2 protein-coding genes are annotated in these 14,163 nt (G+C 66.4%); one reads left to right on the top strand and one right to left on the bottom strand.

Features of this window, described 5'->3' with window-relative positions; translation table 11 throughout:
- Positions 1-59: 59 nt before the first annotated feature.
- Positions 60-590, bottom strand: a complete 531-nt coding sequence (locus QQ992_RS19540) for an RNA polymerase factor sigma-70 (RefSeq protein ID WP_286110756.1) — start codon at positions 588-590, stop codon at positions 60-62.
- A 375-nt stretch (positions 591-965) separates the two neighbouring features.
- Between QQ992_RS19540 and QQ992_RS19535 the strand changes: the two genes are divergently transcribed.
- Entirely contained in the window at positions 966-13,919 is a 12,954-nt protein-coding gene (locus QQ992_RS19535; RefSeq protein WP_286110755.1) for a non-ribosomal peptide synthetase, read from the top strand.
- Positions 13,920-14,163: the final 244 nt, after the last annotated feature.

Genomic DNA, 14,163 nt, shown 5'->3' with positions numbered 1-14,163 from the left:
GCTTGCAGCTTGCAGCTTGCAGCTTGCAGCTTGCAGCTTGCAGCTTGCAGCTTGCAGCTTCAGCCTTGGCGATTGGCCTTCTTGCGGCAATGCACCAGTGCATCGCGGATCATGAAGTTGACCAGTGTCGGCGAAACCCCCAGTTCCTTGGCGATGTCTTTCTGCGGCACGCCATGCAGGCGGTACATCTCGAAGGCGTAGCGGGTGCGCTGCGGCAGCTCGTTCAGCGCCTCGGCAATGTCGTCCAGCGCGGCGAGGTTGATGTGCGTGGCTTCGGGCGAGGCGTTCTGGATGACCACATTCAGGCCTTCCTCCTCGCTGCCGGAGTATTTCAGCTCCATCGCCTGCTTGCGGTAATGGTCGATCGCCAGGTTGCGCACGATCTGGAACAGGTAGCTGAGCTGCGCCTTGAACGACGATGTGATCTGCGGGGCGGCGCTGAGCCGGAAGAAGGCGTCCTGCACCACATCTTCGGCGCGTGAGCGGCAGCCGGTAATGCGCGCAGCGATCTTGACCAGGATGCTGCGGTTGTCGACGAAGGCCTGCAGTAATGGTGAATCGCACTTACTTGTGGATAGCTGTTCCGCCATGGAAATCACCTTGTCACAGAGGGGAAAGGAGGCACCCAAGGCTGGGAAGCTTCCTACGACGTGCGACAAGCTATTCAGAATGATAATGATTGTCAAATACGAAACGTAATTAGTATCTGTATCTTTCAGTTCTAAGGGCGCGCGCCTCTGTCCCGGGAATAACTGGCCCGAAACAAATGTGGGAGCCGGCTTGCCGGCGATGCGCCGCGCGGGCGGCGCTCGATCTCCCAGGCGCCACACCTCTCAAGACATGCCCCGTTAATTTCTGCCCCTGCCCATCCGTTCCCCTGTGTACATCCTTGGTCGCCATTCGCTGCCCGCCCACGTTCGCGCGGCAGCCGGCCCGCCCCAACCAGACACTGGCAGGAACACCCAATGACGGACGCCTTCGAACTCCCGCTCTCGCTGGTCCAGGCCCTGGCGCAACGCGCCACCCAGACCCCGGACAAGGTCGCCTTGCGCTTTCTGGCCGACGCCCCCGGCGAGCAGGCCGTGCTCAGCTATCGGGACCTCGACCAGCGCGCCCGTACCATCGCCGCCGCCTTGCAGGCCCGTGCCGGCTTCGGCGACCGTGCGGTGCTGTTGTTCCCCAGCGGCCCGGACTACGTGGCAGCGTTCTTCGGTTGCCTGTATGCCGGCGTGATCGCGGTGCCGGCGTATCCGCCGGAGTCTGCGCGCCAGCACCACCAGGAGCGTTTGCTGTCGATCATCGATGACGCCGAGCCGCGCCTGTTGCTGACCGTGGCGGCACTGCACGGCACCCTGCAGGGCCTGGAAGCCCTGGCAGCGGACAACGGCCCTGAACTGCTGGCAGTGGATAGCCTGGCCCCGGCGTTGGCCGCGAACTGGCGCGAGCCCGCGCTGAAAGGCGATGACATCGCCTTCCTGCAATACACCTCCGGCTCCACCGCGCTGCCCAAGGGCGTGCAAGTCAGCCATGGCAACCTGGTGGCCAACGAGCAGTTGATTCGCCAAGGCTTCGGCATCGACCTCAACCCCGATGACGTGATCGTCAGCTGGTTGCCGCTGTACCACGACATGGGCCTGATCGGCGGCCTGTTGCAACCCATCTTCAGTGGAGTGCCCTGTGTGCTGATGTCGCCGGGCTACTTCCTGGCCCGGCCACTGCGCTGGTTGCAGGCCATCAGCGAGTACGGCGGCACCATCAGCGGTGGCCCCGACTTTGCCTACCGCCTGTGCAGCGAGCGGGTCAGCGAGGCCTCGTTGGCCGGGCTCGACCTGAGCCGCTGGCGCGTGGCCTATTCCGGCTCCGAACCGATCCGCCAGGACAGCCTGGCCACCTTCGCCGACAAGTTCCGGGCCTGCGGTTTCGATGCGTCCAGTTTCTTCGCCAGCTACGGCCTGGCCGAAGCCACCCTGTTCGTCAGCGGCAGCCGCCGCGGCCAGGGTATCGCCGCGCTGGAGCTGGACGCCGAAGCCTTCGCCGCCAACCGTGCCCAGCCGGGCCAGGGCAGCGTGCTGATGAGCTGCGGCTACCCGCAGCCCGGGCATGCGGTGCGCATCGTCGAGCCGCAGCAGCTTCAGGTGCTGGGCGATAACCAGGTGGGTGAAATCTGGGCTGGCGGGCCGAGCATCGCCAGGGGTTACTGGCGCAATCCCGAAGCCAGCGCCCGTACCTTCGTTGAAATGGACGGCCAGACCTGGCTGCGCACCGGCGACCTGGGCTTCATGCGCGAGGGCGAAGTGTTCGTCACCGGGCGCCTGAAAGACATGCTGATCGTGCGTGGGCAGAACCTCTACCCGCAGGACCTGGAGAAAACCCTCGAACGTGAAGTTGAAGTACTGCGCAAAGGCCGGGTGGCCGTGTTCGCCGTCGAGCATCAGGGCGAGGAGGGCATCGGCGTGGCGGTGGAGATCAGCCGCAACGTGCAAAAGGCAATCAAGCCCCAGGGCCTGATCAAGACCCTGCGCCAGGTAGTCGCCGATGCCTGCCGCCAGGCCCCGGCCGTGGTCCTGCTGCTGAACCCCGGCGCGCTGCCCAAGACCTCCAGTGGCAAGCTGCAGCGCTCGGCCTGCCGCCTGCGCATGGACGATGGCAGCCTGGACTGCTATGCCCGCTTCCCGGATGTGAGCGAAGCCGCCACGGGCGCGGGTACTGCGGATGAACTGCAGGCACGCATCGCTGCGGTGTGGCGCGACATCCTCAAGGTCGAGGCGATTGCGGCCGACGACCACTTCCTGCTGCTGGGCGGCAACTCCATCGCCGCCACCCAGGCCACCGCCCGACTGGCCGATGAGCTGGGTATCAACCTGAGCCTGCGCACCCTGTTCGAAGCGCCGGTGCTGGCCGATTACAGTAGCGCTGTAGCGTCGATCATCGCGCAGGGCGCTGCCGAAACCGCCACTATCGCAACGCTGGAACGCGGCCAGGCCTTACCCCAGTCGCTGGCACAAAACCGCTTGTGGCTGATGTGGCAGTTGGAGCCACAATCGGCGGCCTACAACATTCCGGCCGGCCTGCAGCTGCGTGGCGAGCTGGACGAAAGCGCGCTGGAGGCTGCCTTCCAGGCGCTGGTGGCACGCCACGAATCCCTGCGCACCCTCTTCAGTGAAGAAGACGGCCAGGCCCTGCAACGCATCCTGCCGCAACAGCCGTTCAGCCTGCGCCGTCTGGACCTCGAAGGCCAGGCCGCCGAGCAGGTCAGCGCCCAGCGTGAAGCCGAGGCTCGCCAGCCGTTCGACCTGACCCAGGGCCCGCTGCTGCGTGTGACCCTGGCCCGGCTGGACGACGAAGACCACCAGCTGTGGGTGACCCTGCACCACATCGTCGCCGACGGCTGGTCGCTGAACATCCTGCTGGATGAGTTCGCCAAGCTGTACGCCGCCCGCTGCCAAGGCCTGGAGGCCAACCTGGCGCCGCTGACCCTGGGTTACGCCGACTATGGCACCTGGCAGCGGCAATGGCTGGCCGACGGTGAAGCCGAACGCCAATTGCAGCACTGGACTACACAATTGGGAGACGAACTGCCGGTGCTCGACCTGTGCACCGACCACCCCCGTGCCAGCCAGCGCGAGCACAGCGCTGCACGCTTCAACCTCAAGGTGCCGGCCAAGCTCGCCGAAGCACTCAAGGGCCTGGCCCGCGAACAACAGGCCAGCCTGTTCATGGTCCTGCTGGCCGGCTGGCAGGCGCTGCTGCACCGCTACAGCGGCCAGGGCGACATCCGCGTCGGCGTGCCCAACGCCAACCGCCCGCGCCTGGAAACCCAAGGCATGGTCGGCTTCTTCATCAACACCCAGGTGCTGCGCGCACAGCTCGATGGCCGCCTGCCGTTCACGCAGCTGCTGGCCCAGGTGCGCCAAGCCACCCTGGATGCCCAGGCCAACCAGGACCTGCCGTTCGAACAACTGGTCGAAGCCCTGCCCGAAGCGCGCGAACAAGGCCTGTTCCAGGTCATGTTCAACCACCAGCAGCGCGACCTGTCGGCCTTGCGCCGCCTGCCGGGCCTGCTGGCCGAGGAGCTGCCGTGGCACAGCCGCGAAGCCAAGTTCGACTTGCAGTTGCACAGTGAAGAAGACCACCAGGGCCGCCTGAGCTTGGCCTTCGACTATGCCGCCGAGCTGTTCGAAGCCAGCACCGTCAAACGCCTGGCCCATCACTTGCTGGCGCTGCTGGAGCAAGTGAGTGCCGCGCCACAGCGGGCCTTGGGCGAGGTGCAATTGCTGGACGAGGCTGGCCGAGCGCAACTGCTGGGCTGGGGCCAGGCGCCGGCCGCCGCGCCGCAACGGCTGCTGGTCGAGCAGCTTAACGAACAGGCCCGCCTGACCCCGCAGCGCACAGCGCTGGCCTGGGACGGCGGCAGCCTCGACTACGCCGAGCTGCACCAGCAGGCCAACCGCCTGGCCCATTACCTGCGTGACAAAGGCGTCGGCCCCGACACCTGCGTCGCCATTGCCATCGAGCGTTCGCCGCAGTTGCTGGTTGGCCTGCTGGCCATCCTCAAGGCCGGCGGCGCTTACGTGCCGCTGGATGTCGATTACCCGGCCGAACGCCTGGCCTACATGCTTACCGACTGCAACGCCGGCCTGCTGCTGAGCCACAGCAGCCTGCTGGGCAAGCTGCCGCAGGTCGACGGCGTCAGCGCCATCGCCCTTGACCAGTTGCACCTGGACAGCTGGCCCAGCCACGCGCCTGGCCTGCACCTGCACGGCGACAACCTGGCCTACGTGATTTACACCTCCGGCTCCACCGGTCAGCCCAAAGGCGTGGGCAACACCCATGCGGCTCTGGCCGAACGCTTGCAGTGGATGCAGGCCTCCTATGCGTTGAATGACAGCGACGTGCTGATGCAGAAGGCGCCGATCAGCTTCGACGTATCGGTATGGGAATGCTTCTGGCCGCTGGTCACCGGTTGCAAGCTGGTACTGGCCGGCCCCGGCGAGCACCGCGACCCGCAGCGCATCGCTGCGCTGGTACAGGCCCATGGTGTGACCACGCTGCACTTCGTGCCGCCGCTGTTGCAAGTGTTCGTCCAGGAGCCGCAGGTGGCCGCCTGCAACAGCCTGCGCCGCGTATTCTCGGGCGGCGAAGCATTGTCTGCCGCCTTGCGCGACCGCGTGCTGCAAGTGCTGCCGCAGGTGCAACTGCACAACCGTTATGGCCCGACCGAAACCGCCATCAACGTCACCCACTGGCACTGCCAGGTGGCGGATGGCGAGCGCTCGCCCATCGGCCGCCCGTTGGGCAATGTGCTGTGCCGCGTGCTGGACGATGAGCTGGAACTGACGCCCCCCGGCGTACCGGGCGAGCTGTACCTCGGTGGCGCAGGCCTGGCCCGTGGCTATCTGGGCCGCCCAGGCCTTACTGCCGAACGCTTCGTGCCCCAGGCCGACGGCAATGGCGAACGCCTGTACCGCAGCGGCGACCGCGCCCGCTGGCAGGTTCAGCTTGAGGCCCTGGAGTACCTCGGTCGCCTCGACCAGCAGGTGAAGGTGCGCGGCTTCCGTGTCGAGCCTGAGGAAGTACAGGCCTGCCTGTTGGCCCAGGCCGGTGTCGATCAGGCACTGGTACTGATTCACAAGGATGCCGTCGGCGCGCAACTGGTCGGCTATTACAGTGGCAGTGCCCAACCCGCCGACCTGCTGGCGGTGCTGGCTGAACAACTGCCCGCCTACATGGTGCCGGCGCAACTCATCCCGCTGGCACAGATGCCACTGGGCCCCAGCGGCAAAGTCGACCGCAAGGCGCTGCCGGCCCCGGTGTGGCAGCAACGCGAACACGTCGAGCCAAAAACCGAACTGCAACAGCAGGTCGCTGCCATTTGGCGTGAGGTGCTGAACCTGCCGCGTGTCGGCCTGCAGGACGACTTCTTCGCCCTGGGCGGGCACTCGCTGCTGGCCACCCAGATTGTCTCCCGCAGCCGCCAGGCTTGTGACGTCGAGCTGCCGCTCAAGGCCTTGTTCGAAGCCAGCGAGCTGGGCGCATTCTGTGCCGAGATCGCACGCATCCGCGCCGCCGGCGAGCGCAACCTGCAAGGCGAAATCGCCCGTGTCGACCGCCGTCAGGCCGTGCCGTTGTCGTATTCGCAGCAGCGCATGTGGTTCCTCTGGCAAATGGAACCGGACAGCCCGGCGTACAACGTCGGCGGCATGGCGCGCCTGCGCGGCACCCTGCATGTAGACGCCTTCGAGCGTGCATTGCAGGCGCTGATCGTGCGCCACGAAACCCTGCGCACTACCTTCCCCAGCATCGACGGTGTGCCGTACCAGTGCGTGGCCGAAGACAGCGGCCTGCAGCTGGACTGGCAGGACTTCAGCACCTTGCCCGCCGATGCCCGCCAGCAACGCCTGCAACAACTGGCCGACGACCAGGCGCACCAGCCGTTTGACCTGGAGCGTGGCCCGCTGCTGCGTGTCTGCCTGGTAAAAGCCGAGGAGCGTGAGCACTTCTTCGTGCTGACCCTGCACCACATCGTCACCGAAGGCTGGGCCATGGACATCTTCGCCCGCGAACTGGGCGAGCTGTACGAGGCCTTTGTCGATGACCGCGAATCGCCGCTGGCGCCGCTGCCGGTGCAATACCTGGACTACAGCGTGTGGCAACGGCAGTGGTTGGAAAGCGGCGAGGGCGCCCGCCAGCTGGATTACTGGAAGGCTCGCCTGGGCGACGAACACCCGGTGCTGGCATTGCCCGCCGACCGCCCGCGTCCGGCCGTGCAGAGCCACCGTGGCGAGCTGTACCGCTTCGAGCTCGACCCGGCAGTGGTCGCTCGCGTGCATGCCTTCAACAGCCAGCGCGGCCTGACCCTGTTCATGACCATGACCGCCACCCTGGCCGCCTTGCTGCACCGCTACAGCGGCCAGCGAGACCTGCGCATCGGCGCGCCGGTGGCCAACCGCATTCGCCCGGAAAGCGAAGGCCTGATTGGCGCCTTCCTCAACACCCAGGTGCTGCGTTGCGAGCTGGACGGGCAGATGACCGCCAGCGACCTGCTGGAGCAGATGCGCCACGCCGCCATCGAAGGCCAGTCGCACCAGGACCTGCCGTTCGACCAGCTGGTCGAGGCCTTGCAGCCACCGCGCAGCAGTGCCTACAACCCGCTGTTCCAGGTGATGTGCAACGTGCAGCGCTGGGCCTTCCAGCAAAGCCGTACGCTGGCCGGCATGCAGGTGGATTACCTGGTCAACGACGCCAGTGCCACCAAGTTCGACCTGTACCTGGAGGTGACCGACCTCGACGGCCGCCTGGGTTGCTGCCTGACCTACAGCCGCGACCTGTTCGACGAGCCACGCATCGCGCGGATGGCCGAGCACTGGCAACAACTGCTGGTCGGTCTGCTGGACAACCCGCAACAGCGCCTGTGCGAGCTGCCGATGCTGAGCAGCGCCGAGCAGCAGGTGTTGGTGGGGCAGTTGCAGGGTGAGCAGGACTTCGACCTTGACCACACGCTGCATGGCCTGTTCGCTGCCCAGGCGGCACGCACGCCACAGGCGGGTGCGCTGACCTTCGCCGGCCAGCACATGACCTACGCCGAGCTCGACCAGCAGGCCAACCGCCTGGCCTGCGCCCTGCGTGAGCGCGGTGTCGGCCCGCAGGTACGCGTGGGCCTGGCGCTGGAGCGCTCGCTGGAAATGGTCGTCGGCCTGCTGGCCATCCTCAAGGCGGGCGGCGCCTATGTGCCGCTGGACCCTGAGTACCCGCTCGACCGCCTGCGCTACATGATCGAAGACAGCCGCATTGGTTTGCTGATCAGCCAGCGCGAGCTGCTGCAAACCCTGGGCGAGCTGCCTGAAGGTGTGGCCCGCTGGAGCCTGGAAGACGATGCCGCCAGCCTGTCGGCCTACAGCGATGCACCGCTGGACAACCTCAGCCTGCCGCAGCACCAGGCCTACCTGATCTACACCTCCGGCTCCACCGGAAAGCCCAAGGGCGTGGTGGTCAGCCATGGCGAATTCGCCATGCATTGCCAGGCGGTGATTGCCGCGTTCGGCATGCGCAGCGACGACTGCGAGCTGCATTTCTATTCGATCAACTTCGACGCGGCCAGCGAGCGCCTGTGGGTGCCGCTGCTGTGCGGCGCGCGCGTGGTGCTGCGCGCCCAGGGGCAGTGGGGTGCCGAAGAGATCTGCCAGCTGGTACGTGATCAGCAGGTAAGCATTCTGGGCTTTACCCCCAGCTATGGCAGCCAGTTGGCCCAATACCTGGGCGGGCAGGGCGAACAATTGCCGGTGCGCCTGGTGATTACCGGTGGCGAAGCGCTGACTGGCGAGCACCTGCAGCGTATTCGCCAGGCCTTTGCGCCGCAGCAGTTCTTCAACGCCTACGGCCCGACCGAAACCGTGGTCATGCCGCTGGCCTGCCTGGCACCGGAAACGCTGCCGGCGGAGCTGGGCAGCGTGCCGATTGGCCGTGTCATCGGTAGCCGCACGGCCTACATCCTCGACGAAGACCTGGCGCTGTTGCCGCAAGGTGGCATTGGCGAGCTGTATGTCGGCGGTGCCGGCCTGGCCCAGGGCTACCACGACCGCCCGGGCCTCAGCGCCGAGCGCTTTGTTGCCGACCCGTTCAGCACCGAAGGCGGGCGCCTGTACCGCACCGGCGACCTGGTACGCCTGGGCACGGATGGCCTGGTGGAGTACGTCGGCCGTGCCGACCAACAGGTGAAGATCCGCGGCTTCCGCATCGAGTTGGGCGAAATCGAAAGCCGCCTGCAAGCGCATGCCGATGTCGACGAGGCTGTGGTGCTGGCCCTCGACTTGCCCGGTGGCAAGCAACTGGTGGGTTACCTGGTGTGCAAGCAGGCCGCTGCCGGTAGTGAGGCGCAACACTTGTTGCGCGACGCGGTGAAAGCCGATGCCCGCCAACACCTGCCGGACTACATGGTGCCTGCGCACTTGGTGCTGCTCGGAAGCCTGCCGCTGATGGGTAACGGCAAGCTCGACCGCCGTGCCTTGCCGCTGCCCGATCTGGAGCAGGCCCGCCAGCAATACCAGGCCCCCGGCAACGAAGTGGAGGCGCAACTGGCGCAGATCTGGCGCGATGTGCTCAATGTTGCCCAGGTTGGCGTGCAAGACAACTTCTTCGAACTGGGCGGCGACTCGATCCTGTCGATTCAGGTGGTCAGCCGGGCCCGTCAGGCCGGCTTGCAATTCACCCCGCGCGACCTGTTCCAGCACCAGACCATCCAGACCTTGGCAGCGGTGGCTCAGCGCAGCGAAGCTGCCAGCACCATCGAACAGGGCGAGCGCCAGGGCCAGACCGGCCTGACGCCGATCCAGCACTGGTTCTTCGACAGCGAAGTGCCGCAGCCGCAGCACTGGAACCAGGCGGTGTTGCTGGAGGCGCGTCAGCCGCTGGATGAAGCCGCACTGGCGCAAGCCTTGACGGCACTGGTGCAGCACCACGACAGCTTGCGCCTGCGTTTCAGCGAGGCCCATGGCCGCTGGCAGGCCGAGTATGCCCAGCCAGCCGCCGAGCAACTGCTGTGGACCGCCACTGTCGCCGACTTCACCGATTGCCAGGCGCTATACACCGACTTGCAGCGTAGCCTCGACCTGCAACAGGGGCCGCTACTGCGTGCCTTGCTGGTGCGTGACGGGCAGGGCAGCCAGCGCCTGTTGCTGGCGATTCATCACCTGGTGGTCGATGGCGTGTCCTGGCGGGTGCTGCTGGAAGACCTGCAGGCGTTGTACCGTGGCCAGCCGCTGCCGGCCAAGACCCACGCCATGGGCGACTGGGCCGCGCGCCTGGCCAGCTACGCGGGCAGCGATTCGCTGCGTGACGAACTGGGTTGGTGGCAAGGCCAGCTGGGCGGCGTGCGCCGCGAGTTGCCGTGCGACCATCCGCAAGGCGGCAACCTGCACCGCCACGCCCACACTCTGGCCATCGGCCTGGATGTGGAGCAGACCCGGCAACTGCTGCAACAGGCTCCGGCGGCCTACCACACCCAGGTCAACGACCTGCTGCTGACGGCGCTGGCGCGAGCCTTGTGCCGCTGGAGCGGCGATGAAGAAGTGCTGGTGCAGCTTGAAGGCCATGGCCGTGACGGGTTGTTCGAAGACATGGACCTGACCCGTAGCGTCGGCTGGTTCACCAACGCGTATCCGCTCAGCCTGCGCCCACAGCCAGGTGAGGACGACGCGGCGCGGGCCGGTTCGATCAAGCGCATCAAGGAACAACTGCGCCAGGTGCCGCACAAAGGCCTGGGCTATGGCGTGCTGCGCTATCTGGCCGACCCGCAAGGGCGCGAGCAGATGGCGGCCTTGCCGCAGGCGCGCATCACCTTCAACTACCTGGGCCAGTTCGACCAGCAGTTCGACAGCGCGGCGCTGTTCCAGCCGCTGGAAGCCCCGGCCGGTCTGGCTCACGACCTCGACGCGCCGCTGCCTAACTGGCTGAGCGTCGATGGCCAGGTGTATGGCGGTGCCTTGCAACTGCGCTGGACCTTCAGTGCCGAACGCTACGACGAACGCACCATCGCAACGTTGGCCGAGGCCTACCGCCAGGAGCTGCTGGCGCTGGTCGCCCATTGCCTGGCCGATGGCAACGGCAGCTTCACCCCGTCGGACTTCCCGCTGGCGCACCTGACTCAGGAGCAGATCGACGCGCTACCCGTGCCAGCGGCACAGATCGAAGACGTCTACCCGCTGACGCCAATGCAGGAAGGCATGCTGCTGCACACCCTGCTGGAACCGGGCACGGGCCTGTACTACATGCAGGACCGCTACCGCATCAACAGCGCCCTGGACCCCGAGCGTTTCGCCCAGGCCTGGCAGGCCGTGGTGGCGCGCCACGAAGCGTTGCGCGCATCGTTCAGCTGGAACAGCGGCGAGGCGATGCTGCAGATCATTCACAAGCCGGGCAACCTGGCGGTGGACTATCAGGACTGGCGCGGCCTCGCGGACGACGCTCAGGAGCAGCGCCTGCAAGCCCTGCACAAGCAGGAGCGTGAGGCCGGGTTCGCCCTGCTCAGCGAGGCACCGTTCCACCTGCGCCTGGTGCGCGTGGCCGACGAGCGCTACTGGTTCATGATGAGCAACCACCACATCCTGATCGATGCCTGGTGCCGCTCGCTGTTGATGAACGATTTCTTCGAGGTGTACCAGGCCCTTGGCGAAGGCCGTCAGGCCCAGCTGCCGGTGCCGCCACGTTACCGTGACTACATCGGCTGGCTGCAACGCCAGGGCCTGGACGACGCACGCGCCTGGTGGCAGGCGAATCTGGCCGGTTTCGAGCGCGCCACAGCCATCCCGAGTGACCGCCCGCTGCGCCATGACCACGCCGGCAGCGGCATGGTGGTGGGTGATTGCTACACCCGCCTTGACGTCAGTGATGGCGTGCGCCTGCGCGAACTGGCCCAGGCCCACCAGCTCACCGTCAACACCTTCGCCCAGGCGGCCTGGGCCTTGGTGCTGGCGCGTTACAGCGGCGACCGCGATGTGGCCTTTGGCGTGACCGTGGCCGGGCGCCCGGTGAGCATGCCGCAGATGCAGCGCACCGTCGGCCTGTTCATCAACAGCGTTGCCTTGCGCGTGCAGTTGCCGGTAGCCGGTGAGCGCCGCAGTGTGCGCCAGTGGCTGCAAGGCCTGCTGCAAAGCAACATGGAGCTGCGCGAGTACGAATACCTGCCGCTGGTGGCGATTCAGGAGTGCAGCGAGCTGCCCAAAGGCCAGCCGCTGTTCGACAGCCTGTTCGTGTTCGAGAACGCCCCGGTGGAAACCGCCGTGCTCGATCATGCCCAGCACCTGAATGCCAGCTCCGACTCGGGCCGTACCCACACCAACTTCCCGCTGACGGCGGTGTGCTACCCGGGCGACGACCTTGGCCTGCACCTGTCGTTCGACCAGCGCTACTTCGACTTCCCGACCGTCGAGCGCTTGCTGGCCGAGTTCAAGCGCCTGCTGCTGGCGCTGGTGCAAGGCTTCGAGGGTGAGGTAAGCGAACTGCCGCTGCTGGGTGCAGAAGAACAGCGCTTCCTGCTGGAAGACTGCAACCGCACCGACCGCGACTACCCGCTGGCGCACAGTTACATTGCGCTGTTCGAAGCGCAGGTGGCCGCGCACCCGGAACGTACCGTGGCCCGCTGCCTGGAGGCGTCCTACGACTATGCAGGGCTGAACCTGTCGGCCAACCGCCTGGGCCACGCCTTGATTGCAGCGGGTGTGAACGTGGACCAACCGGTGGCGCTGCTGGCCGAGCGCGGGCTGCCGCTGCTGGGCATGATCGTCGGCAGCTTCAAGGCCGGCGCGGGCTACCTGCCACTGGACCCGGGCCTGCCGGCGGCGCGCCTGCAAAGCATCATCCAGCTCAGCCGCACCCCGGTGCTGGTGTGCAGTGCGGCCTGTGCCGAGCAAGGCCGACAACTGCTGGGCGAGCTGGCGGCTGCGGTACGGCCACAGTTGCTGGTGTGGGAAGACATCCAGGCGAGTCAGGTTGCCAGCCATAACCCAGGCATTCACAGTGGCCCGGACAACCTGGCCTATGTGATCTACACCTCAGGCTCCACCGGCCTGCCAAAAGGGGTGATGGTGGAGCAGCGCGGCATGCTCAACAACCAGCTGAGCAAGGTGCCGTACCTGGCGCTGAGCGAGCAGGACGTGATCGCCCAGACTGCCTCGCAAAGCTTCGACATTTCGGTGTGGCAGTTCCTCGCCGCGCCGTTGTTCGGGGCCAAGGTCGAGATCGTGCCGAACGCCATCGCCCATGACCCGCAGGGCCTGCTGGCACATGTGCAGGCTACCGGCATCACCGTGCTGGAAAGCGTGCCATCGCTGATTCAAGGCATGCTGGCCAACGACCACCAGGCCCTCGACGGCCTGCGCTGGATGCTGCCGACCGGCGAAGCCATGCCACCGGAGCTGGCGGCGCAATGGCTGCAACGCTACCCGCACATCGGCCTGGTCAATGCCTACGGGCCGGCAGAATGCTCCGATGACGTGGCGTTCTTCCGTGTCGATGCTGCGTCGACCCAAGGCAGCTACCTGCCCATCGGCACGCCTACCGACAACAACCGCCTGTACCTGTTCGGCGAAGACCAGGCGCTGGTGCCATTGGGCGCTGTCGGCGAGCTGTGTGTTGCAGGAACCGGCGTGGGCCGTGGCTATGTCGGCGACCCGGTGCGCACGGCCTTGGCGTTCATTCCTCATCCTTACGGAACACCGGGCGAGCGCCTGTACCGCACCGGCGATCTGGCGCGGCAGCGCCCGGACGGTGTGCTGGAGTACGTCGGTCGCATCGACCACCAGGTGAAGATTCGCGGTTACCGCATCGAGCTGGGCGAAATCGAAGCGCGCCTGCACGAACAGGCAGAAATCCGCGACGCTGCGGTGGGCGTGCAGGAAGGCGTCAATGGTAAGCACCTGGTCGGTTACCTCGTGGCACACCAGGGTATCGCCGCTGACGCCGGGTTGCTGGAACAGGTGAAACAACGTCTGCGTGCCGAGCTGCCGGAATACATGGTGCCGCTGCACTGGGGCTGGTTCGACAACCTGCCGCACAACGCCAACGGCAAGCTTGATCGCAAGGCGTTGCCGGCCATCGACATCGGCGGCCAGCACAGCCAGGCCTATCAGGCGCCGCGCAACGAGCTGGAGGAGGTGTTGGCCGGTATCTGGGCCGATGTGCTCAAGGCCGAGCGGGTGGGGGTGCACGACAACTTCTTCGAGTTGGGCGGGCATTCGCTGCTGGCCACGCAGATTGCTTCGCGGGTGCAGAAACAGCTGCAACTGAACGTGCCGCTGCGGGCGATGTTCGAGTGCAGCACGGTGGAGGAATTGGCCGAGTATGTGCAGGGGCTGCAGGGCAGTGCGCTGGATGACGACAAGGTCGACCGGCTCAGTGACCTGATGGCTGAGCTGGAGGGGTTGTAGGGTTAGGGTTTCGCCTTGAGTTTTGCGGGGCGGCGCAAATCGAGCGCCGCCCGCGCGGCGCATCGCGAGCAAGCTCGCTCCTACATTTGTTTCGGGCCAGTAACGCCTGTGCCAACGCGCGCGACCGCCTTGTTTGTTCGGCACAATAGCGCGATGGACGCCAAGGGGCCGCGCGCCTCTGCCTCAGGAATTATTGGCCCGAAACAAATGTAGGAGCGAGCTTGCTCGCGATGCGCCGCGCGGG

Origin of the sequence: Pseudomonas kurunegalensis, assembly GCF_030291635.1 — a bacterium.
Classification (GTDB): domain Bacteria; phylum Pseudomonadota; class Gammaproteobacteria; order Pseudomonadales; family Pseudomonadaceae; genus Aquipseudomonas; species Aquipseudomonas monteilii.
This window is presented reverse-complemented; position numbering and strand designations above follow the sequence as displayed.